General features: G+C 71.6%; 23 protein-coding genes. 17 read left to right on the forward strand and 6 right to left on the reverse strand.

Going from position 1 to position 20,554, the window contains the following annotated elements; all coding sequences use genetic code 11:
• Nucleotides 1–19: 19 nt before the first annotated feature.
• From ACFXOM_RS20945 to ACFXOM_RS20955, 3 genes are all read right to left on the reverse strand, one after another.
• Complete coding sequence (locus ACFXOM_RS20945; protein ID WP_384936695.1) at nt 20–1,027, reverse strand: S1C family serine protease; 1,008 nt, start codon at nt 1,025–1,027, stop codon at nt 20–22.
• 449 nt (nt 1,028–1,476) lie between these two features.
• Nucleotides 1,477–2,502: a LacI family DNA-binding transcriptional regulator gene (locus tag ACFXOM_RS20950; RefSeq protein WP_384936698.1), complete on the reverse strand. Its 1,026-nt coding sequence runs from the start codon at nt 2,500–2,502 to the stop codon at nt 1,477–1,479.
• Nucleotides 2,503–2,525: 23 nt separating this feature from the next.
• The gene (locus ACFXOM_RS20955) at nt 2,526–3,329 is read right to left on the reverse strand and encodes a response regulator transcription factor (RefSeq protein WP_384936701.1); all 804 of its coding nucleotides are present in this window, start codon (nt 3,327–3,329) and stop codon (nt 2,526–2,528) included.
• A gap of 266 nt (nt 3,330–3,595) precedes the next feature.
• Between ACFXOM_RS20955 and ACFXOM_RS20960 the strand changes: the two genes are divergently transcribed.
• The 8 genes from ACFXOM_RS20960 (at nt 3,596) to ACFXOM_RS20995 (ending at nt 9,677) form a co-directional block, all read left to right on the forward strand.
• Nucleotides 3,596–4,627: an alpha/beta hydrolase gene (locus ACFXOM_RS20960; protein ID WP_385038747.1), complete on the forward strand. Its 1,032-nt coding sequence runs from the start codon at nt 3,596–3,598 to the stop codon at nt 4,625–4,627.
• A 42-nt stretch (nt 4,628–4,669) separates the two neighbouring features.
• Complete coding sequence (locus ACFXOM_RS20965) at nt 4,670–4,924, forward strand: MoaD/ThiS family protein (protein ID WP_384936707.1); 255 nt, start codon at nt 4,670–4,672, stop codon at nt 4,922–4,924.
• A gap of 664 nt (nt 4,925–5,588) precedes the next feature.
• A complete protein-coding gene (locus ACFXOM_RS20970; protein WP_385038749.1) occupies nt 5,589–6,434 on the forward strand; it encodes a hypothetical protein in 846 nt (281 codons plus the stop codon).
• A gap of 139 nt (nt 6,435–6,573) precedes the next feature.
• A complete protein-coding gene (locus tag ACFXOM_RS20975) occupies nt 6,574–7,263 on the forward strand; it encodes a DUF2993 domain-containing protein (RefSeq protein WP_384936713.1) in 690 nt (229 codons plus the stop codon).
• Between the two features lie 325 nt (nt 7,264–7,588).
• A complete protein-coding gene (locus tag ACFXOM_RS20980; RefSeq protein ID WP_351515640.1) occupies nt 7,589–7,669 on the forward strand; it encodes a putative leader peptide in 81 nt (26 codons plus the stop codon).
• Nucleotides 7,670–7,814: 145 nt separating this feature from the next.
• A complete protein-coding gene (locus ACFXOM_RS20985) occupies nt 7,815–8,660 on the forward strand; it encodes a sulfurtransferase (protein WP_384936716.1) in 846 nt (281 codons plus the stop codon).
• A gap of 47 nt (nt 8,661–8,707) precedes the next feature.
• A complete protein-coding gene (locus ACFXOM_RS20990; RefSeq protein WP_266770873.1) occupies nt 8,708–8,995 on the forward strand; it encodes a DUF1416 domain-containing protein in 288 nt (95 codons plus the stop codon).
• A 352-nt stretch (nt 8,996–9,347) separates the two neighbouring features.
• Entirely contained in the window at nt 9,348–9,677 is a 330-nt protein-coding gene (locus tag ACFXOM_RS20995) for a DUF3099 domain-containing protein (protein ID WP_384936719.1), read from the forward strand.
• Nucleotides 9,678–10,164: 487 nt separating this feature from the next.
• Here the strand turns inward: ACFXOM_RS20995 and ACFXOM_RS21000 are convergent, their stop codons facing one another.
• Entirely contained in the window at nt 10,165–10,527 is a 363-nt protein-coding gene (locus ACFXOM_RS21000) for a DsrE family protein (protein ID WP_384936723.1), read from the reverse strand.
• Between the two features lie 275 nt (nt 10,528–10,802).
• On the opposite strand from ACFXOM_RS21000, the gene ACFXOM_RS21005 reads away from it, so the two are divergent.
• The 3 genes from ACFXOM_RS21005 to ACFXOM_RS21015 all read left to right on the forward strand — a co-directional run bounded on the left by ACFXOM_RS21005 (nt 10,803) and on the right by ACFXOM_RS21015 (nt 13,060).
• Nucleotides 10,803–11,375 (forward strand): FABP family protein, encoded by a 573-nt coding sequence (locus ACFXOM_RS21005; RefSeq protein WP_384936726.1) that lies wholly within the window; start codon nt 10,803–10,805, stop codon nt 11,373–11,375.
• 272 nt (nt 11,376–11,647) lie between these two features.
• A complete protein-coding gene (locus ACFXOM_RS21010) occupies nt 11,648–12,085 on the forward strand; it encodes a Fur family transcriptional regulator (protein WP_384936729.1) in 438 nt (145 codons plus the stop codon).
• A gap of 9 nt (nt 12,086–12,094) precedes the next feature.
• Nucleotides 12,095–13,060, forward strand: a complete 966-nt coding sequence (locus ACFXOM_RS21015) for a YgfZ/GcvT domain-containing protein (RefSeq protein ID WP_384936732.1) — start codon at nt 12,095–12,097, stop codon at nt 13,058–13,060.
• A 282-nt stretch (nt 13,061–13,342) separates the two neighbouring features.
• Here the strand turns inward: ACFXOM_RS21015 and dtd are convergent, their stop codons facing one another.
• Nucleotides 13,343–13,768 carry a D-aminoacyl-tRNA deacylase gene (gene dtd / locus ACFXOM_RS21020; RefSeq protein WP_384936735.1) on the reverse strand — a complete coding sequence of 142 codons (426 nt, stop codon included), beginning with the start codon at nt 13,766–13,768 and terminating at the stop codon, nt 13,343–13,345.
• A gap of 147 nt (nt 13,769–13,915) precedes the next feature.
• Between dtd and ACFXOM_RS21025 the strand changes: the two genes are divergently transcribed.
• The 3 genes from ACFXOM_RS21025 (at nt 13,916) to ACFXOM_RS21035 (ending at nt 16,838) form a co-directional block, all read left to right on the forward strand.
• Entirely contained in the window at nt 13,916–14,578 is a 663-nt protein-coding gene (locus ACFXOM_RS21025; protein WP_384936738.1) for an AmfC protein, read from the forward strand.
• Between the two features lie 137 nt (nt 14,579–14,715).
• On the forward strand, nt 14,716–15,966 hold the full coding sequence (locus ACFXOM_RS21030) for a GNAT family N-acetyltransferase (RefSeq protein WP_384936741.1): 1,251 nt from the start codon (nt 14,716–14,718) through the stop codon (nt 15,964–15,966).
• A 449-nt stretch (nt 15,967–16,415) separates the two neighbouring features.
• On the forward strand, nt 16,416–16,838 hold the full coding sequence (locus ACFXOM_RS21035) for a hypothetical protein (RefSeq protein ID WP_385038752.1): 423 nt from the start codon (nt 16,416–16,418) through the stop codon (nt 16,836–16,838).
• A gap of 61 nt (nt 16,839–16,899) precedes the next feature.
• Here the strand turns inward: ACFXOM_RS21035 and ACFXOM_RS21040 are convergent, their stop codons facing one another.
• On the reverse strand, nt 16,900–17,607 hold the full coding sequence (locus tag ACFXOM_RS21040; protein ID WP_384936747.1) for an RraA family protein: 708 nt from the start codon (nt 17,605–17,607) through the stop codon (nt 16,900–16,902).
• 455 nt (nt 17,608–18,062) lie between these two features.
• On the opposite strand from ACFXOM_RS21040, the gene ACFXOM_RS21045 reads away from it, so the two are divergent.
• The 3 genes from ACFXOM_RS21045 (at nt 18,063) to ACFXOM_RS21055 (ending at nt 20,515) form a co-directional block, all read left to right on the forward strand.
• Nucleotides 18,063–18,647, forward strand: a complete 585-nt coding sequence (locus ACFXOM_RS21045; RefSeq protein WP_384936989.1) for an RNA polymerase sigma factor — start codon at nt 18,063–18,065, stop codon at nt 18,645–18,647.
• 4 nt (nt 18,648–18,651) lie between these two features.
• Nucleotides 18,652–19,389: a hypothetical protein gene (locus ACFXOM_RS21050; protein WP_384944443.1), complete on the forward strand. Its 738-nt coding sequence runs from the start codon at nt 18,652–18,654 to the stop codon at nt 19,387–19,389.
• A 277-nt stretch (nt 19,390–19,666) separates the two neighbouring features.
• Nucleotides 19,667–20,515, forward strand: a complete 849-nt coding sequence (locus ACFXOM_RS21055) for a putative RNA methyltransferase (RefSeq protein ID WP_385038755.1) — start codon at nt 19,667–19,669, stop codon at nt 20,513–20,515.
• The last annotated feature ends 39 nt before the right edge of the window (nt 20,516–20,554 follow it).

The raw sequence follows: 20,554 nt of genomic DNA on the forward strand, positions 1-20,554 counted from the left end.
GGGGCCAGCCTTGCACGGTTCAGGCGGAGGAGCCGGAGCGGAGGGACTCCAGGTCGGCCTTCACGGTGTTGACCGGGATCGCGAAACCGAGGCCCACGCTGCCCGCGGACGACCCGCCGTTCGAACTCGGCGCGTACATGGCTGAGTTGATGCCGATGATCTCCCCGTTCATGTTGATGAGCGCACCGCCCGAGTTGCCCGGATTGAGCGAGGCATCGGTCTGGATCGCCTTGTACGTTGTCTTGGAATCACCGGTGTCCCCGTTGAACTGCTGACCACCGAACTCGAACGGCCAGCCCTGCCGCGGATCCTGCCGGGGCTGCCGGCCCTCGTCCTTGGCGACCGTGACGTCCCGGTCGAGCGCGGAGACGATGCCGCTGGTGACCGTGCCGGTGAGACCTTCGGGCGAACCGATCGCCACGACCTGGTCTCCGACCTTGAGCCCGTCAGAGTCGCCGAGCGCGGCGGCCTTCAGCCCCTTCGCGCCCTTCAGCTTGATCAGCGCGAGGTCCTTGTCGGCATCGGTGCCCACGACGTCGGCCGCGTACGTCTTGCCGTCACTGAGCCGCACGGTGATGGTGTCAGCACCGGCGACGACGTGGTTGTTGGTGACGATCTCCCCGTCCGACGTGATGATCACGCCGGATCCGGTGGAGCGTCCCGCGGTGGTGGTGGCCTGGATCTCCACGATGCTCGGGGAGACGGCCTGGGCGACACCGGCCACCGTCCCCTTGCTGCTCTGCGAGACGGTGGTCCCGTTGACGGCAGTCCCGGAGGGGCCGGCGGCATCCCCGGTGAGCCGCTCTACCAGCGTCGCGGCGCCACCGCCGACGGCCGCTGCGGCGATCGCGACCGCCGCGAGCAGCGCGACGGAGCGCTTGGCGCGGGGGGCCGGCGCCGCGTGCGCCGGAGTCGCGGACGGGGCGTGCGGGGGCGGCGAGGGGTATCCGCCGTCGTTGAATCCCGTGTACGGGTACTGGTGGGTGTGCGTGCCCTCATTGCCGCCGTCGCGGTAGTAGTCCGTCATGGTGCTGACTCTCGGAGACCCATATGAGAATGGGCTGAGGACGGGCTGAGAAGCCCGACAGAACCGTGTATGCCCCATATAAGGGCGGTGCGTCACGGGGACGGGGGATGCGGCGACACACGTGCCCGACGCGTTGGGGCACGGCCCGTACGGCGTCCGACGGGGAAAGGAAGAGGCCCGCCAGCGGTCGGGGCGCGAGGTGAGCCGTTCGTGCACGGGGCCGCGGGGGATAGGGGGAAGCCGGGACACCGAGCCGCTGCCGCACGTCGTCGGCCCGCGGCCCAGGACGCCGTCGGACCCGTGGACCCGGAAGCCGTCGAAGCCGCGCCGCACGGGGTCGGGTCACGCCCCACCCGGGGCCGGCCCGCGCCCACGGCGCGTCGGTCAGCCGGTACCGCCCCGAACCGCGCGGGGTCGAGGAGCCGGCACGACGGAGGGCACCGGACCGGCTACGAACCGCAGCCGCACGAACGCCGGACGATCAGTGCCGAGGGGAACTGCTTCACCCGCTCCCGCCGGGAACCCACGACCCTCAGCCCGTCGTCGAGGACCAGGTCCACCGCCGCGCGCGCCATCGCCGGCCGGTCCGAGGCGACCGTGGTCAGCGGCGGGTCCGTCAGGGCCGCTTCCTTCACGTCGTCGAAGCCCGCCACCGCCAACTCCCCGGGCACGTCTATGCGCAGCTCGCGGGCCGCCCGCAGCACGCCGATCGCCTGGTCGTCGGTGGCGCAGAAGATGGCCGGCGGCCGATCGGGACCGGAGAGGAGCTTCAGCGCGAGGCGGTAGGCGTCGTAACGGTTGTACGGGGCCTCGAACAATCGGCCGTCCGTCGAACGTCCGGACTCCAGCATTGCCCGCCGCCACCCCTCGACGTGATCGGCCACCGGGTCACCCACCGCCGGGGTCTCCTCCACACCGCCGAGACAGGCGACGTACGGGTGTCCGTGCTCCAACAGATGGCGGGTGGCGAGCTGCGCGCCGCCGATGTCGTCCGTCACGACCGCCACGTCGTCGATCGCCTCGGGCCGCTCGTGCAGCAGCACCACCCGGGCGTCCCACGCCTCGATCTCGGCCGCCGCGCGCTCGCTCGGACCCTGGCTGACCAGGATCAGCCCGGCGACGCGCATACCGAGGAAGGCGCGCAGGTAGTGGACCTCCCGCTCGTCGCGGTAGTCCGAATTGCCGACGAGGACCATCTTCCCGCGATCGGCCGCGGCCCGTTCCACCGCGTGCGCCATCTCCGCGAAGAACGGCTGCCGGGCATCCGGGACGATCATGCCTATGAGATCGGTCCGCCGCGACGCCATCGCCTGCGCGACGCGATCGGGCCGGTAGCCCAGCTCCTTGATCGCGGCGAGTACCCGCTCGCGCGTGGCCGGGGCGACCGGCCGGGGTCCGTTGTTGATGACGTAACTGACGACAGCGGTCGATGTACCCGCCAGTCGCGCAACGTCGTCCCGCGTCACCTTGGCCACGCGCGCAGTCTACGCGTGGTGACCTACCTCTGGGCAGGTCGTACGCCCGCTTCGACGATCTCTTCGTCCTCGGCCGCAGCCCCGTCCGTCCGAGGGGAGGCGTCCCGCGAAGAGGCACTCGCCTTCGCCGCGGCCTCGTCCGCCGCGCGCTCCGCCTTCTCCGGCGTGACGAAGCGGTAGCCGACGTTCCGTACCGTGCCGATCAGGGACTCGTGCTCCGGGCCGAGCTTGGCGCGCAACCGCCGAACGTGCACGTCGACCGTGCGGGTACCGCCGAAGTAGTCGTAGCCCCAGACCTCCTGCAGCAGCTGGGCACGGGTGAAGACCCGGCCGGGGTGCTGCGCCAGATACTTGAGCAGCTCGAACTCCTTGAAGGTCAGGTCGAGGACCCGGCCCTTCAGCTTCGCGCTGTAGGTCGCCTCGTCGACCGACAGGTCACCGTTGCGGATCTCCATCGGGGAATCGTCGGCGCTGATCTGCTGACGGCCCATGGCCAGCCGCAGTCGGGCCTCCACCTCGGCGGGACCCGCCGTGTCGAGGAGCACGTCGTCGACGCCCCAGTCGGCGGTGACGGCCGCCAGACCGCCCTCCGTGACGACGAGGAGCAGCGGACAGCCGGGCCCGGTGGAGCGGAGCAGCTGACAGAGGCTGCGGACCTGAGGAAGGTCGCGCCTGCCGTCAACCAGGATCACGTCGGCACCCGGGGTGTCGACCAGTGCCGGGCCTTCCGCCGGGGCCACCCGCACGTTGTGCAGCAACAGGCCGAGGGCGGGAAGCACCTCCGTCGACGGCTGGAGGGCGTTGGTGAGGAGCAGCAGAGAGCTCATCGGACCCCACCTGCCAGGGTCGTCGTCCTTCGGTCGTGCACGGTTCGCTCGCCCATAACGTCGGTTCCTCCTCGGTCCCTGCGAGAGGGGCACCACCCACGCCCGAGGGCGGTGGGGGCGTCTGCGGCACTGCTTCGTCCCGTCCGCGGTCCCCGCGCCCTGGGGCCCGCGATCATCACGTTCACCTGCCTGTAACAACGGACAGGAAACACAAAAGGACCCGGGGGCTGCGTTGCCCGGATCCTCTGCCAAGCAGAATAACCCACATGAGTTCCGCACCGGAGGGCCGATTTCACAGTGTGGACGTTTCCTCGCTCACTCCCGGACACAGGAGCGCAATCCTCCGCACCTCCGACGGCGTGACGATCGAAGCGCGTCACGACCCCTGCACGCGCGGCGCTGCCGGCGGTGTACCGGGCGGTACCGACGCAGGCCCCGGCAGGACGGCGATCGTCGTCGCCCACGGCTTCACCGGGGCGGTGGACAAGCCCTCCGTCCGGAGGGCGGCCCGGGTCTTCGCAGCGCACGCGGGTGTCGTCACGTTCTCCTTCCGCGGCCACGGGAGGTCCGGGGGACGCTCCACCGTGGGCGACCGCGAGGTCCTGGACCTGGCCGCAGCGGTCGCCTGGGCCCGCTCCCTGGGCTATCGGCGCGTCGTGACCGTCGGCTTCTCCATGGGCGGATCGGTGGTCCTCCGGCACGCGGCGCTGTACGGCGGCGGGGATGACGCGCGCACCGCGGCGAGCGCAGCGGGGAGTCCCGCACCGCCCGGCTCGGCAGATGGTTCGGCAGGCAAATCGGCAGGTGAGACGGGCGCTGCGGGCGATGGAGGGAGTTCCGGCGATGCGGAAAGCCAGGGGGGCACGGGGAGGACGGAGGGCGTCGGAAGCCGGGAGGGGCGCATTGGTGCACAGGATGTGCACACTGACGCCGTAGCCGCCGTGAGTGCGCCCGCGCGCTGGTACTACCGGGGTACGCCCTCCATGCGACGGCTCCACTGGGTGGTCACACGCCGCGCCGGGCGCCTCGTCGGAAGGTACGGCCTCGGCACCCGCATCCACCACAGGGCCTGGGACCCGGTCCCCCTCTCCCCGGTCCAGGCGGTCCCGTTCATCGCCCCGACCCCGTTGCTGATCGTGCACGGCGACCGTGACCCGTACTTCCCGCTGGACCACCCGCGCATGTTGGCCGGAGCCGGGCCCTGCGAGCTCTGGCTCGAGCCGGGCATGGGCCACGCGGAGAACGCGGCGGACGACGAGCTGCTCGACCGGCTCGCGGACTGGCTCGTCCGCGCATAGCCCATGATGGGTAGCCGACGAGCCGATGAAAGGAGTGCGGGCATGGCAGCGGGGACCATCCGCTACTGGGCCGCGGCGAAGGCCGCCGCCGGAGTGGCAGAGGAGCCGTACGCGGCGGAGAACCTGGCCGAGGCGCTGGACGCCGCCCGTGGGAGGCACCCGGGTGAGCTCGTGCGCGTACTCCAGAGGTGTTCGTTCCTCGTGGACGGTGACCCGGTCGGGAGCCGCGCCCATGAGACGGTACGGCTTGCCGAGGGCGGCACGGTCGAGGTGCTCCCGCCGTTCGCAGGAGGGTGAACCACACGTCATGAGCAGCGACCAGCAGCACCCGTACGACCCGTACGACCCGCACGGGCAGGGCCACCAGGGCCACCAGGACCCCGGCGCCGCCCAGACGTGGGAGGGCGAGACGTGGGACACCCACTACCAGCCCGTGGCCCCCCGGACCGCACCGCACGAGCGTCCACAGCCCGGAACCGCCCAGCCGCGGTACGCACCGCCGGCGCCCGGCCAGGTCGGTCCCGGCCACGGGGAGCCCGGTCATGCCGGTCCCGTTCAGCCGGGGTACGTTCCGGAGGGGCAACAGGTGCCGCCGCCCGCACCGAGCCGGCCGCATCACCCTCACCACCCACCACACGCGTACCAATCCCAGGCCGCCCACCCCCCGGATCCGTACGCATCCGCCCCCTACGCATCGACTCCGCCCGCGGTCGCCCCCGACGCGTGGGCTACGGGAACACGGGCTCCGGACGCGTCGGTTCCGGACACACGGGCTCCGGACACACGTGCTCCGGACACATGGGCTCCCAGTCCACACGCGTCTGCCCCGCACCCGTCCGCTCCAGGTCCGTCGCACCCGTCCGCCCCGCACCCGTCGCCGTCCGCCGCAGGAACCGCTCACCTGCCGACGAGCACCCCCTCCGGGTCCTACCCACTGCCCCCCGAGGTGCCCGCCGCCGCCATGACTCATGAGCCCCAAGCGACCCGGCAGCCCCTGACGACGGCGGAGCCCGCCTACAACGCGCCCACCACCATGGGCAACACACGCATCGCCGACGCACAGCGCGCCCGAGCCGAAGGGCGCTCCCCGATCATCCCGCCGGGCATCCAGCCCGCCGGGCTCACCAGCGTGATCGGCCTGGCGCTCGCAGCCGCGGCCCCCGTTTCCCCCTACCTGCTCCTCGGCCCGCTGGTCCTGCTCCAGGCGCTCACGGCCGCAGGGTGGTTCCGGCTCAACGGCATGTGGCCCGCCCGCCAGGGCATCGCCCTCGCCTTCGCCGGGGGAGTCGCCGCGGACGTCGCGCTCATCGCCGCCGGTCGGGACCACGCGCCCGCCGCCCTCATCGGCACGCTCGGCGTCTGGGTGCTCCTCACGCTTGTCCTCCAACTGCGCAGCCGCGCGGGCGCGGACGAGCGGATGTACGGCCTGATGGCCACGGTCGCCTCGGCAGCACTGACCATCGTCGCCGCCGGCTACCTCGCCGCCGCACCGGACGCGGTCGCCATCGGCGCTGCCGCCGTGGCCGTCGCAGCGCTCGTGCGCGCCCTGCCGCTCCCGGCCCCCGCATCCATCGGCGCGGGCCTGCTCGCGGCTGCGGGTGCCGGATACCTGGTGGCGCAGGCCACCGGCAGCGGTGCGGGTGGCGGCACGTTGCTGGCACTCGGCGCCGGGGCCTGTGCGCTCGTCGGTCTGCACGTGGCCAGCTACGACTACCCCTCGCGCTTCGTCCACATGACCGCGGGCATCGCGCTGCCGCTCACCGCTGCCGCACCCGTCGTCTACCTGCTCGGGCGCGCCCTGGTCTGAGCGGCCGCGGGACTGTCGACGCCCTCCGTAGCCGAGGGCCTCGGCCTCCATCGGGAACCAACGAATGGGTGCCGGACGTCGATCATTCAGGCCGTTCCGATCCCCGGAAGGCCGGACCAGGGGTGGGGGAACACCGAGCATGCGCGCACTGCGAACATTGCTGATCATCGTCGTCATCCTCGGCGGGCTGTTCGCCATCGCCGACCGGCTGCTGCTCAACTACGCCGAGTCGGAGGTAGCGGACAAGATCAAGGCGCGTCAGGGCCTGTCCGGCACGACCGACGTGTCGATCCAGGGCTTCCCGTTCCTCACCCAGGTCGCCGGCAAGGAACTGGAGCGCGTCGACGTCAACGTCCACGACATCTCGACCAGCGCGAACGGCCACAAGCTCGTCATCAGCGAGATGTCCGCGGCGCTGCACGACGTCCGCCTCGAGGACAACTACTCCCGCGCCACCGCCGCGACCGCGACGGGCACCGTCCACATCACGTACCCCGACCTCACGAAGGCGTCGGGCGAGGACGTCGTCCTCACGTACGGGGACAAGGGGAAGATCAAGGTCACCGGAACGGTGAGCATCCTCGGCCGCCCGCTGTCGCGCAGCGTGGTGTCGACCGTCAGCCTGGTGAACGGTGACACGATCCGGGTGCGGGCCGACGAGGTTCCCGGCGAGGGCATACCCGGTCTCGAGGACATGATCCGTCAGAGGACGGACTTCGATCGGGAGATCAGCGGTCTGCCGGCCGGCATGACGTTGCAGAAGGTCGAAGCGGGTCCGGACGGAATCGCCGTCTCGCTGGAGGGCAGGAACGTTCCGCTAGCGGGCTGACGGCCGGACGGGGAGCGTGCGCGCGGCCGGACGGGGACCGTGCGCGGGCGGTCCATGCTGGTTCCCGGGCCGTTCCACGACCGTCCGGAGGCTGCACGGACTCGGATGACCACCTCGGGAAAGCCGCAAAGCATCGCGGTCCGGCCAGCATGGCCGAATAGTGAGACGAGTGCGTCCGTTCTGTAGATGCCTTCCCTCGTACCGCTGTGCGCGAGCCGACGGGTGGGCCACTCGACCCACAATCCATCTCACCTTCCGGACGATCGCGTCTCAAAATGCGACACGCCGGTGACAGAGCCACCGACTCGTCCTTACGATCGGACGCATGAAGCGACAGGCGGACCTCACGAAGCGGCGGGCAGTAGACCTGTGCCGCGTCGCCGCCATGCTCTGTCGCTCCTTCTGAGCGGAATTGCGACTTCCGCATTCCCCAGGCCCTTCCTGCGAGCCGACACCGGCCCAGGGCCACCCCCGTGCCGCACGCCCCCTGAGGCGTATCCGCACCACCCTCGCGCACCACCCGCCGCACACTGCCCCGGAGGAGAAACAGCATGAGCCGCAGCGACGTCCTGGTAGACGCCGACTGGGTCGAGGCCCGCCTCGACGACCCGAAGGTCGTCGTCGTGGAGGTCGACGAGGACACGTCGGCGTACGACAAGAACCACATCAAGAACGCCGTCCGCATCGACTGGCAGAAGGACCTCCAGGACCCGGTCCGCCGCGACTTCGTCGACCAGGCCGGCTTCGAGAAGCTGCTGTCCGACAAGGGCATCGCCAACGACGACACCGTGGTCCTCTACGGCGGCAACAACAACTGGTTCGCGTCCTACGCCTACTGGTACTTCAAGCTCTACGGCCACCAGGACGTGAAGCTCCTCGACGGCGGCCGTAAGAAGTGGGAGCTGGACTCCCGCGACCTGGTGGACGGTGCCGAGGTTCCGCAGCGCCCCGCCACCGAGTACAAGGCCAACGCCCAGGACACCTCCATCCGCGCCTTCCGTGACGACGTCGTCGCCGCCATCGGCGTGCAGAACCTCGTCGACGTCCGTTCGCCCGACGAGTTCAGCGGCAAGCTGCTCGCGCCGGCGCACCTGCCGCAGGAGCAGTCGCAGCGCCCCGGCCACGTGCCGAGCGCGCGCAACATCCCGTGGTCCAAGAACGCCAACGACGACGGCACCTTCAAGTCGGACGACGAACTCAAGGCGCTCTACGCCGACGAGAAGGTCGACCTCGCGAAGGACACCATCGCGTACTGCCGCATCGGTGAGCGCTCCGCGCTGACCTGGTTCGTCCTGCACGAGCTGCTCGGCGTCGAGAACGTCAAGAACTACGACGGCTCCTGGACCGAGTACGGCTCCCTCGTCGGCGTGCCGATCGAGCTCGGCGCCAACAAGTAAGCCCCAGGCACACAGCCCTCCCCCGAGCGTTAGGACAAGAAGAAGACATGTGTGGAGCAAAGGCCGGCGGCCCCGACGCCTCGACGATCAAGCCCGGTGAGACCACCATCCAGGGCCAGGTCACCCGTGACGGCGAGCCCGTCACCGGTTACGTGCGCCTGCTGGACTCGACCGGTGAGTTCACCGCCGAGGTCCCGACCTCGGCGACCGGACAGTTCCGCTTCTACGCGGCCGAGGGGACGTGGACCGTCCGCGCCCTCGTGCCGGGTGCCACGGCGGACCGTACGGTCGTCGCCCAGACCGGTGGACTCGCCGAGGTGGCCATCGCCGTCTGATGCGTCTGACGGCCGGCTGCGTCAAACGGCACTGCTGCGTCTGACGGCACGACCGCGACCGGACCCGTGACGGCCTGACCGCGACGATCTGACCGCGACGACCCGCCCGTGCGGGGAGCCTGCGGTGGTGCGCGCGGGACGGCGGGCGCGGAAGCAGGACCAGCGCGGCGGGCGTGCTCGGACCGCTCTGACGAACCGCTCTGACGGTCCGGGCACGGGGCGCCGGGCGTGCCGATCGGATGCGCCGTCACCGAATACCGGCCGGAGGGCCGCACCCCAGGGGGTTGGACGCTGCCTGGAGCAGGGTGCGGCCCTCCGTGCCGTCCGCGGCGCCCGGGCCTACGCTGGAGACATGTATGCGCGGCGCCGTCACGCCTACTTCCTGCTCATGGGCGGATGTCTCGTCCTCTTCGTCTCCGCCTGGGCCTTCGTGCGGCTGTGGTCCGTGCCGGCTGCGGTAGCCATGTGCTTCGTCGCCATGGTCATCCCGCCGGTGGCGGCGATGGTGGCGAACCGGCGAGGGTCCGATGATCGATGGTGGGACGATCCGTCGGGGGACCCGCAGTCCGACGAGTGGTGGGACGAGCTCGACGGCAAGCGAAAGCCCGGCTCGGGGTCGGAGTCGGGCCCGGGGTCGGGTTCAGGTCCGGAATCTGGTCCGGGGTCGGGGCCGCGGTCCTGAACACGTCAGCCGGCGGTCATCGGTCCTGAACACGTCAGCTGCGTCGTCTGTGAGCGGCGGAGCGCAGAGTGGCACTCGCCCGAGATCGCATGTCAGACAGCGGCGAGCAATCAGGCGATGACGAAATCTGAAATCTGTCAGTCGATTGCCTGCTTCACCGGCACCGCGCTCGCCCCGCTCTCTGCTCGCCTGTCGTGATCGCGGGACACTTGCCGTGCTCGCGCGTCACCGGTCCTGCCGCTCTGCCGCCGTTGCCGACCCGTCGTGACGGCCGGCCGGGACCGCCTGGTGCCCTCGCGGCACCGGGTTGGGCTTCCAGTAGCTGCCCGTGACACCCGGCTGATGAATGGCTGCTTCGCCGCCCCACCGTCCGACCCTGATCGTCGGCCGCGGTGCGTCCGTCCCCGCTTCCTCCCTGTCCCCGCTTCCTCCCCGTTCCGGGACTCGTGCCCGTCCCCGCACTCGTCCCCGTGCCGTGCCCGGAACGTCAGTAGACGAGGGCCTGGGCGTCGCCGGTCATCGCCTCGCTGACGAAGACCTGCGCCCCCGCGATCCGCACGCCCGGCAGTACGTCCTTCTCCGTAATCTCCCGTCGAGCCGCGCACTGGGTGCAGAGCGTGATCTGCCCGGCGCCCTGGATCGATTCGATCAGGTCCGGCAGGGGAGCGGCGTGCGGCAGTTCGAATTCGGCGGCCCGCCCCGGGAGGGCGAACCACGATGCTTCACCGGTCAGCCACATGGAGACCTCCACGCCGCTCGCCGCCGCGACGGCTGCGACCGTGAAGGCCTGCGAGCAGCGTTCGGGGGCGTCCGCCCCCGCGGTCACCTTGATCACGAGCTTCTTCGCCATGGGCCGCACTGTAGTGCGCGCAGCGGCCGGGGTTGACCTCGCAGCGAGGGCCGAGTCGCCACCCATTAGGCTGGGTCACGGCCCTATCGCCCACCGCACACCCGAGGAGCACCCCGTGCTTGAGGCCTTCTTCTCCGCCCTGCTGGTCCTGGTCTGCGTGGGCGTCCTCGCATTCGCGGGCTTGACCGTGAAGAAGCTGTACCAGGGTCAGCGCTGACCGCGCCCCAGACACCGCAGTAGCCCCCCGCCACAGACACAGATCGCCTGAGCCACTCATGATCGAGATCCCGTCCGACCTCAATCCCGACCTCGTTCCCCTCGCTTTCCTCCTGGGCACCTGGGAAGGCGCGGGTGTCTCCGACTTTCCCGGTGCTGAGAAGTGCAACTTCGGCCAGTCCGTGACGTTCAGCCACGACGGGCGGGACTTCATCGAGTACGTGTCGCACACCTGGGTGCTCGACGCCGAGGGCAAGAAGGTCAAGCCGCTGGAGTCCGAGTCCGGTTACTGGCGGATCGACAAGGACCGCAAGGTCGAGGTGGTCATGGTCCGCGATCAGGGTGTCGTGGAGATCTGGTACGGCGACCTCGCCGATCAGAAGCCCCAGATCGACCTGGTGACGGACGCCGTCGCCCGCACGTCCGCCGCGGCGCCCTACAGCGGTGGCAAGCGCCTCTACGGCTACGTCAAGAGCGATCTGATGTGGGTCGGCGAGAAGGCCACCCCCGAGGTGCCGCTGCGCCCGTACATGTCGGCGCACTTGAAGAAGGTCGTCACCCCCGAACAGGTCGAGGCGTGGGCCAAGGACCTCGGTGACCTGCCGGACGACGGGATCGCGTTCTTCAAGTAGGGAGCGGCTCGACCACGGGCGGGCGCCTCGCGGGACGGGCCCGGGGGCGTCCCGCGTTCCGGTGCGGCGTTCGGTTCCCGTGCCCGGTCGCCGCTGGCCCGGTGTCTCGTTCGCCGCGGACCCCGGCGCGGTCGCCACCGGTGCCCGTACGGCCGTCCCGAGGGTCCCCCCGGCGTGGCGGCCCGGGTGGGGCCGATCTGGCGTGGCGCGGATGCTGCCCCGCGTGTCCACGATCCCCGTCCGGTCGGCCGAGGGCTGCCTACACTGGACGCGTGGTGAGCACCGACTGGAAGAGCGACCTGCGGCAGCGCGGTTACCGCCTGACACCGCAGCGCCAGCTTGTCCTCGAAGCCGTCGATGCCCTGGAGCACGCGACTCCCGACGACATTCTCGTCGAGGTGCGCAAAACGGCTTCCGGCGTGAACATCTCGACGGTGTACCGGACCTTGGAGCTCCTGGAGGAGCTGGGGCTGGTGTCCCACGCGCACCTCGGGCACGGCGCGCCGACGTACCATCTCGCCGACCGTCACCACCACCTCCACCTGGTCTGCCGGGACTGCGCGGACGTGATCGAGGCGGACGTCGAGGTCGCTTCCGGCTTCACCGCCGAGCTGCACGAGAAGTTCGGTTTCACGACCGACATGAAGCACTTCGCGATCTTCGGCCAGTGCCGCAAGTGCGCCCTGAAGGCAGCTACTGACCAGTCGTAGGCTGTCGGTATGAAGAGCCCTCTGCTGTCCCTGCCCGGTGCCGTGCCCGCCGAGGGACGTGACGAAGGTGTCGCCGCACACTACGGAGACCTGTTCCGCGAGCAGCGCGCACTCGCCGACGGCACCGGTTTCGTGGACCTCTCGCACCGCGGTGTCATCACCGTGTCCGGAACCGATCGGCTGAGCTGGCTGCACCTGCTCCTCACCCAGCACGTCAGCGAACTCCCGCCGGGGCAGGCCACGGAGGCTCTGGTCCTCTCCGCGCACGGCCACATCGAGTACGCGCTCTACCTCGTGGACGACGGCGAGACGGTGTGGGCCCACGTGGAGCCCGGTACGCAGGAGGCGCTCCTGGCGTATCTGGAGTCGATGAAGTTCTTCTACCAGGTGGAGATCGCCGACCGTACGGATGGTTTCGCGGTGGTCCACCTGCCGGCCGGCTCGATCGCTGAGGTGCCGGACGGCGTGGTCGTCCGGGAGACCGCGCAGGGCCGGGACCTGTTCCTGCCGCGTGCGGACCTGGAGGCGTTCGCGGCGGCGAGCGGCCCCGCGATAGGCGTCCTGGCCCATGAGGCGCTGCGCGTCGAGGCGCACCGGCCGCGGCTCGGCTTCGAGACGGACCACCGTACGATCCCGCACGAGATCGGCCTGATCGGCAGCGCCGTGCATCTGCAGAAGGGCTGTTACCGGGGTCAGGAGACGGTGGCGCGCGTCCACAACCTGGGGAAGCCGCCGCGCAGGCTGGTGTTTCTGCACCTGGACGGCAGCGAGGTGCACCTGCCCGGACACGGCACGCCGGTCCGGCTCGCCGCGGACGGCAAGGACGGTCGTCAGTTGGGCTTCATCACCACCTCCGCGCGCCACCACGAGCTGGGTCCGATCGCGTTGGCCCTGGTGAAGCGGAACGTTCCGGTCGACGCGGAGCTGCTGGCCGGCGACACGGCGGCGGCCCAAGAGGTCGTCGTCGAGCCGTAGCCGGGCGGGCGCGGGGCGTTGGCCGGCCGCGTGGGCGGGCCGGTACGGACGCGACCCGCAGCCCGGGTTCGCGCGGTCCGCGCCCCGGTCGCGCGGACCTTGGACCCGGGGAGTCGGGCACCCGGACCGGACCTCCGGGTCGCGCGCCGTGACGGGCTGGACGGGTGGCGGCCGGGTCGGTGCGGCCCGGGCGTGCCCCGGCGTGCGGTCCCCGCGCGGCCTCGCCCCGGTGGGCCGGCGCCTCGCCCCGGTGGGCCGGCCGCCTCGGAGCCGTGCGCCTGGTCAGACCTCGAGCAGTACCGTGAACGGGCCGTGGTTCGTGAGCGAGACCCGCATGTCCGCCCCGAACCGGCCCGTCTCCACCCGCGCCCCGAGCGTCCTCAGGTGTGCCACCACCGCGTCGACGAGCGGCTCCGCGACCTCGCCGGGTGCCGCGGCGTTCCACGTGGGTCGGCGGCCCTTGCGGGCGTCCCCGTAGAGAGTGAACTGCGAAATCACCAGCAAGGGCGCATTCACATCCGAACAGGACTTCTCTCCGTCGAGGATCCGCACCGACCACAGCTTGCGGGCGAGCTGCGCGGCCTTCTCCGGGGTGTCCCCGTGGGTGACTCCCACCAGCACACACAGTCCTTCGCCGACGATCTCACCCACGGTCTCACCGGCCACCACGACGCTCGCGCCGTCGACCCTCTGCACCACTGCTCGCATACGGACCAACCTATCGGGGGCTGAACGGGTGCAGACCGCCTGCGTCAGCACCGTCCGTGATGGCACGATGCACGGAGGCGGTGCACACCCTCGGCCCTCCGGGCCCGGGGAGACCTCGTGCACCGGTCGAGGGGACTGATTTCACCGATGAGCACATCTGGCGCCGGGCAGCCGTCCGGGCCCGCACCGATGACCACCCGTTCCAGCCCCGGGGCAGGTGCCGTACGCCCGCCCGTGCAGCGCAGCGGGGACGCGCTTCCCGGCGCCCTTCCCGGTTCCCGGGTCCACGACCTCGGGGCGTTGCGTCTCCCGGAGCTGCGGGCGCTGCGCCGGGATTCGCAGCGGGACGAGGCGGACCTCAGTTACGTGCGCCGGCTGCTCCAGGGCCGCGTCGACATCCTGCGGGCGGAGCTGTCGCGGCGTGCCGCACCGCCGGTGCCCGCGACCACGGGGGCGGCGGCCGGTACGGGCGCGTTGTACGCGGACGCGGCGGTCGTCGACCGCCTGTCGCGGATCCTGACGGACCCGCCGTCGCGGCGCGGCAGCTCGGCGCGCCACGTGACGCTGTCGACGCCCCGCGGCGTGGAGTACCAGGGCCTGGCCGCGGAGATGCTGGCCGAGGTGGAGTTGTCGGATCTGGATGCCCTGACGGACGACGAGTTGCACGCGGCGATGGGCCGGCTCGCAGGCTACGAGCAGCAGGTCTCACGGCAGCGCCAGCAGCTGCAGCGGACGGCCGACGACTGCAGCGCCGAGATCGCCCGCCGGTACCGAGAGGGGGAGGCACAGGTGGACGACCTGCTCACCTGAGGCAGGCGCACCGTGGGCTCCTCCGGTGCGGCGGCTCCGTGGACGGTTCGCTGTGCGCGGGGTGACGTGCTCCCGCCCGGTCCCACCGCCGGGATATTCCTGTGACGCTACGGCCGGGCGGCCGTAGCGTGGCGTGAATGACCACTGACGTACGTCCGATCGAAGAGTCCGAACTCGCCGACTGGCTGCGCGCCGTTCACGTGGGGTTCTTGACGCCCCCGGCCGTCACGGACGACGACGTCGCCCAACTGGCCGAGTACAGCGCGGGACATCGCCTCCAGGGGGCCTTCGACAAGGAGACCGGCCGGTGCGTCGGCACGTTCCGTTCGTTCCCGCAGAAGCTGACCGTGCCCGGTGGTGCCGAGGTTGTGGCCAATGCGATCTCGAACGTGACGGTCTCGCCCACCCACCGCCGTCGAGGGCTGCTGAGCCGGATGATGTCCGGCGACCTGGCGGCGGCGAAGGAGCGCGGTGATGCGGTCGCCACGCTGATCGCGGCCGAGTACCCGATCTACGGGAGGTTCGGGTTCGGGGCGGCGGCCGCGACCACCGAATGGGAGATCGACGTCGCGCGCACGGGGCTGGACCGGCGCTGGGCCCGCCCCGAGGACGGCGGCCGGATCGATCTGGTGACCGCGGCGGAGGCGCGGGACGTCGGCCCGGTGATCCACGAAAGGCTGCGGGCCGGTGTGCACGGTGCGATCGACCGTTCGGCACGCTGGTGGAACGTGGCCACGGGGACGCAGCGGATGTCCCACTACCAGTGGACCGAGCCGTACTACGCGGTCTACCGCTCGGCGGACGGTCGTCCGGAGGGGCTGCTCATCTACCGCGCCGACGACCACTGGACGGATGCGCAGATCCCCCTCAACACGGCGCGGGTGCGCGACCTGGTCGCCGTGACCCCGGCCGCCGAACGTGCGCTGTGGCACTACCTCTGTTCCGTCGACTGGGTCCTCAAGGTCCGTACGGGCAAGCGTGCTCCGGACGATCTGGTCCCGCACCTGCTGCCCGATGCACGCGCGGCACAGGTGGTGACGCATTGCGACCACCTGTGGGTGCGTCTGCTGGACGTCGCGCGGGCGCTCCGGGCGCGTACGTACGAGGTGCCTGCCTCGCTCGTGCTGGAGGTCGAGGACCCGGACGGCCTGTCCGGCGGCCGCTACCGGCTGGAGGCGTCCCGGCTCCGTGCGGAGTGTGCGCCGACGACCGACGCGCCGGATCTGACGCTGGGCGTGGCCGAGTTGAGCGCCCTCTACCTCGGTGGGGAGTCCGCGGTGCGCCTGGCGGCGCTGGGCCGGATCAGCGAGGCGTCGGCGGGCGTCGCGGAGACCGTGGACGCGGTCTTCCGGACGGCGCGCAAGCCGTGGTGCCCGGACATCTTCTGATCCGCTGCCGATCCGTCGACCGCGCATCGGCGGGTGGGGCGGGGTACGGGGTCGTGGAGCGGGGGTTCGTCGACGCCGTGGTCCGTGCGAGCGCGGGGGTTCCACGCGGGTCCCTCGCGGGGAGCGGCCAGTGGCACCGGGCGGAGGAGGTGCACGGACAGTTCGAGGAGGAGCTGCGCCAGCTCTGCGGGGGTCTCGTCGTAGGCCCTTTTGGTGTTCCGGGGAGGGCGCTCCCCGCCTCCGTACGGTTCCCCGTCCTCGGTAGGCGCAGGGGGGTTGGTCCGTACGTCCCGGCCGGCATCCGTGGTGATGCCGTTGTCGATGCCGGGGACGTGGTCAGGGGCGGCTCGGTCCGCGGTCTCCGCGGCCGCGATGGCGGCGCCCGGAGCCGCTGCCCTGGCGGCCCCCGCGGCAGGCGAAGCGCTACGGGAGGGCGTGCCGAGGTCCTCGTGGAGCTGCCGGCGACCGGTCTCGTGGGCCACCGGGGCGGTGCCCGCGTCCCGCCCGCACGTCCCGTCCCGGTGCGGCCCTTCCCACCGGTCGTCCAGGTGCAGGACGTGTACGCCTCCGGAACGCCGTGGAACGGCGACGAGTCGTCGTCCTCCCGCGGGGAACGGGACGTCGTGGTCGACGTGCTGAGCCGATGGATCCCGGCCGCCGGCGGGGCGCGGCGTCGGCCGGGTGGGGTCGGCCACCGGGGTGTGCTGTTCCCGGCCGCCGGCCCCCGCCGGCTCGCTGTGGCTCCCGCGCGGCTCGGCCGGGCCCGGGCGCTCGGGTGCTCGGCACGGCGGTTCCCCGTCGTCCGGGGTGTCGACTCCCCCGGTGGTTCCTGCCCCGCCCGTGCAGCCGGGGCGCTGGGCCTCCTCCCGTAGGCGACGCTCGTCGGTCCGGTGCAACGCGTCCCGTGCCGGTGACGCCGGTCTGTTCCCCGGTCTATTCCTCAACGGCACCGCGCACGGTCCGCAGATGGTCGCGGAAGGTCAGCGAAGGGGAGTCCCGGCGCGCGGCGAGGTAGTGGTCGAACTGCACCTGGCTGCGCAGGGACACGCCCGATCGGATGCGGTCTGCCTGGCGGCGTTCGGTGTCGCGGATGGACTCGGCCGCGGTGAGGATCTCCGCCGCGCGGGCGGCGGGCAGGAAGAGCACGCCGTCGTCGTCGCCCAGGACAAGGTCCTCCCGATCCACCGTCCAGTCGCCGACGGTGGCCGCGTCCACGGCGTCCTGTGGCCGGCCGTCGAGGCGGAGCGGGCCGGTGGCGACCGATCCGAGACTGAACACGGGCAGCCCGACCTCGCGGATTTCGGCGGTGTCCCGGTGGAGCCCCCAGATCACCGCTCCTGCCAGCCCCGAGGTCCGGGCCTCCAGGACCACGAGGTCCCCCACGCACGCCTCGTCCAGCCGTCCGCCGTTGTCCACCACCAGCACGTCGCCGGTGGCCGCCGACTCGAACGCCTCCAGGAAGACGTCGACGCTGCCGTGGTGCCGTGCCGGGCACACCCGCCCGGCCACACGGGTGCCGGGCACCACAGCGCGCAACGGCGCCGGGCCGCAGCGCACCGGAGTGCGGGTGCGGATGCACGCGTCCGCCACGTGGGCGGTGGTCAACGTTGCGAATCGACGCTCGAGTTCCTGCTGATCCATTCCGGCCGTCCCTCAACTCGTTCCGTTCGCGGGTCATTGTCCAGCGTCGGGCATTCGGCTCCACTGCGCCCGGAGAACGACCCGCCCGTCCGTCACGCGGTGGATCGCCAACTACGCAGTGGAGCACGAACTGTTCGCCGACGTGCCCGTACACCGGTGGGATCCGGCGGGCGGGCCCGAGCACGCCTGAGATGCCCGTCCCCGGGGTGCCGGTACTCCAACGTAGCCGTCCCCCGGGGCGCCCGTCCGTGGCTCCGGACCCGTCGGTTGCGTCGACCTCGCCGTGCGCCTGCGCGTCCCCTCGGCCGGCGCGGCCCTCCCGAGGGTTCCGCTACCCGCCTGGGGCACGGTTCCCCAGCGTCGTGGAGCGGGCCGGGACACGGGAGGAGAATGGTTGTGTGACCTCCCGCGGCCGCCAGGCAATCTCCTGGCCGGGACGGGCCGTATACACGGGTATGCAGAGGTTCCGGTTCCCGGCCGGCCGTCTCCCGGACGAGGCACTGCTGTCCGGGCTGGCCACGGGTGACCCCGAGCTCGCCGTGACGTTCGTGCGGCGGTTCCAGCACACGGTCTACGGGGTCGCCATCGCCGTCCTCGGGGATCCGCAGCTCGCCGAGGACGTCGCCCAGCAGACCTTCGAGCGCGCGTGGCGGCACGCCCAGATCTACGATTCGCGGCGCGGGTCGGTGACCACGTGGCTGACCACGATCGCGCACAACCTCGCCATCGACACCGTCCGTTCGCGCCGGCCCGAACCGGTGGCGCCCGAGGACCTCGACGCCCTCCTCGACGTGGTGAGCGACACTCCGGAGCAGTACGCGCTGGCCGACGAGGCGTCGTCCCGGCTGCGCGCCGCCGTGTCCCGACTCCCGCGTGAACAGGGCCGGGCCCTGGTCATGGCGGGGATCTACGGGATGACGGCCCAGCAGATCGCCGACATGGAGCACATCCCGCTGGGCACGGCCAAGACCCGGATCAGGGCGGCGATGGGCAAGCTGCGCAGCACCCTCACGTCCCCGGTGCGAGGCGACCATGGTTAGGGACATGAGCTGCGAGCAGCTTCGCGAGATCGGTGCCGAGCTGTCCCTGGGCGTCCTTCCCGGCCGTGAACGTGCCGACGCCGTCGCACACCTGGACCGCTGCGCGGACTGCCGGGAGTACATCGAGCAGCTGACGCTCGTCGGCGACGGACTCCTCGGCCTGCTGCCGGACAGCGAGCCGCCGGTCGGGTTCGAATCGCAGGTGGCGCGCCGACTGGGCCAGGTCGCGGCTGCACACGACGGGCCCGCGCGTGGACGTGTCCGCGGGTTCCCCGGTGCGCGGTTGCGCGGTCGGCTGCGGGTGCGGGTCGTGGCCGTGGCAGCCGCCCTGGCGCTCGCCTTCGGATTCGGCGGCTGGGCCGTCGGCACCGTCGTCGAGCGGCAGGCGGCGGCGCCCGCCCCTCGGGCCGAGGCCGCGGGTCTGCTCCACGCCGTCCTGACCGCGGAGACCGAGGGGCGGCAGCCGGTCGGGGAGGTCTACGTCCACCACGGGCCGCCGGGCTGGGTGTACATGTCGGTGGATCTGGACGGTGCCGGGAGCCGGTACAGCGGGAAGGCGGTCTGTGTCCTGGAGCGCGTGGACGGCACGACCGTCCGGGGCGGTTCCTTCACGCTGAACGACGGCTACGGCTACTGGGGCGCCCCCGTCCCCGCTCCCGTGGACCCGGCGACGCTTTCCGGCGTCCGCCTGACTTCGGCCGACGGAACCGCCCTCGCGACCGCCCGCTTCGGGGTCGGCTGACGGAGGCGCCCCGGCTGCTCAGGGCCTCCGGCAAGGGCCGTAGGGTGGCCGCATGTGGACCCGGCACATCCAGGCTCTGTGATCACGAGGCGTTGAGGGCGATGCCGTAGGGCGTCGCCCTCCTCGGTGTGCCTGTTGCGTGATCCATGTGGTCCGTCTTCCGTGCGCCGCCCGCACGGAGGCGGAAGGGACGCCGGCGCTCGTTCTTCTGGGGACGGCGGTTCCGAGGACGCGTACAGGCACGGTCCTTTCCCCTCGCCGTTGCCAGGAGTGCCTCGTGCCCGCGTTGCTTCCCCCCGCCCTCGAACCGTTCCTCGACCTGCTGTGCTGCCCGGTGTGCCGCACCCGGCTCCGCCCCGACCGTCGCTCGCTGCGCTGCCCGGCGGGCCACACCTTCGACATCGCACGTCAGGGCTACGTCAGCCTCCTCACGGGAATCCGCTCCACCAGCGGTGACGACGCGGCAATGGTTCAGGCCCGCCACCGGTTCCTGTCCACCGGCAGGTACGCCCCCATCCGCCAAGCCCTGACCCGTCTGACAGCCGACGCCTTTCCTGGTCACGGCACGGTCATGGACGTCGGATGCGGTACCGGTTACTACTTGGCCGGCGTACTCGGCCAACTGCCCGCCGCCCGCGGTCTGGGGCTGGACGCGTCAGTACGCGCCCTGCGCTCGGCCGCCCGATCCCATCCGCGAGCCGCCGCGGCGAGCTGGGACGTCTTCCGTCCCCTCCCCCTGGTCGACCGGTCGGTCGACGTCATGCTGGACGTGTTCGCTCCGCGCAATCCGTCCGAATTCCATCGAGTGCTCCGTTCGACCGGCCGGTTGATCGTGGTGCGCCCCACCGAGCGGCACCTGGTCGAGCTACGGGGCCGGGTCCCCGCGATGGTCGGGATCGACCCGGACAAGGAACGGCGCCTGCACCGAGCCTTGGGTCCCTACTTCGAGGCCGCCGGTACCCAGGACGTGGAATACACCGCGCCCCTGACCGGGCAAGAAGCCGTCGACCTGGTGGGAATGACACCGAGCGCACGCCACCTGACCCCCGCGGGGCTGAGCGATCACGATCCCCTACCTGACCAGGTCACCGTCTCCGTGCTGGCCACCTCCTACCAGCCTCGGTGACCACGCGCGGGCGGACACGCCTGCTGTCCTTCCCCTCGT

Origin of the sequence: Streptomyces sp. NPDC059169, from assembly GCF_042755225.1 — a bacterium.
GTDB lineage: Bacteria > Actinomycetota > Actinomycetes > Streptomycetales > Streptomycetaceae > Streptomyces.

Bases quoted from the DNA above. Each gene is read 5' to 3' on its own strand.
- ACFXOM_RS21045 (WP_384936989.1), top strand. From the start codon at position 18,063: ATGCAGAGGTTCCGGTTCCCGGCCGGCCGTCTCCCGGACGAGGCACTG.
- ACFXOM_RS21040 (WP_384936747.1), bottom strand. From the start codon at position 17,607: ATGGATCAGCAGGAACTCGAGCGTCGATTCGCAACGTTGACCACCGCC.
- ACFXOM_RS20960 (WP_385038747.1), top strand. From the start codon at position 3,596: ATGAGTTCCGCACCGGAGGGCCGATTTCACAGTGTGGACGTTTCCTCG.
- ACFXOM_RS20975 (WP_384936713.1), top strand. From the start codon at position 6,574: ATGCGCGCACTGCGAACATTGCTGATCATCGTCGTCATCCTCGGCGGG.
- dtd (WP_384936735.1), bottom strand. From the start codon at position 13,768: ATGCGAGCAGTGGTGCAGAGGGTCGACGGCGCGAGCGTCGTGGTGGCC.
- ACFXOM_RS20945 (WP_384936695.1), bottom strand. From the start codon at position 1,027: ATGACGGACTACTACCGCGACGGCGGCAATGAGGGCACGCACACCCAC.
- ACFXOM_RS20980 (WP_351515640.1), top strand. From the start codon at position 7,589: ATGAAGCGACAGGCGGACCTCACGAAGCGGCGGGCAGTAGACCTGTGC.
- ACFXOM_RS21015 (WP_384936732.1), top strand. From the start codon at position 12,095: ATGAAGAGCCCTCTGCTGTCCCTGCCCGGTGCCGTGCCCGCCGAGGGA.
- ACFXOM_RS21005 (WP_384936726.1), top strand. From the start codon at position 10,803: ATGATCGAGATCCCGTCCGACCTCAATCCCGACCTCGTTCCCCTCGCT.
- ACFXOM_RS21030 (WP_384936741.1), top strand. From the start codon at position 14,716: ATGACCACTGACGTACGTCCGATCGAAGAGTCCGAACTCGCCGACTGG.
- ACFXOM_RS21025 (WP_384936738.1), top strand. From the start codon at position 13,916: ATGAGCACATCTGGCGCCGGGCAGCCGTCCGGGCCCGCACCGATGACC.
- ACFXOM_RS20970 (WP_385038749.1), top strand. From the start codon at position 5,589: ATGACTCATGAGCCCCAAGCGACCCGGCAGCCCCTGACGACGGCGGAG.
- ACFXOM_RS21050 (WP_384944443.1), top strand. From the start codon at position 18,652: ATGAGCTGCGAGCAGCTTCGCGAGATCGGTGCCGAGCTGTCCCTGGGC.
- ACFXOM_RS20965 (WP_384936707.1), top strand. From the start codon at position 4,670: ATGGCAGCGGGGACCATCCGCTACTGGGCCGCGGCGAAGGCCGCCGCC.
- ACFXOM_RS21000 (WP_384936723.1), bottom strand. From the start codon at position 10,527: ATGGCGAAGAAGCTCGTGATCAAGGTGACCGCGGGGGCGGACGCCCCC.
- ACFXOM_RS20995 (WP_384936719.1), top strand. From the start codon at position 9,348: ATGTATGCGCGGCGCCGTCACGCCTACTTCCTGCTCATGGGCGGATGT.
- ACFXOM_RS20985 (WP_384936716.1), top strand. From the start codon at position 7,815: ATGAGCCGCAGCGACGTCCTGGTAGACGCCGACTGGGTCGAGGCCCGC.
- ACFXOM_RS20955 (WP_384936701.1), bottom strand. From the start codon at position 3,329: ATGAGCTCTCTGCTGCTCCTCACCAACGCCCTCCAGCCGTCGACGGAG.
- ACFXOM_RS20990 (WP_266770873.1), top strand. From the start codon at position 8,708: ATGTGTGGAGCAAAGGCCGGCGGCCCCGACGCCTCGACGATCAAGCCC.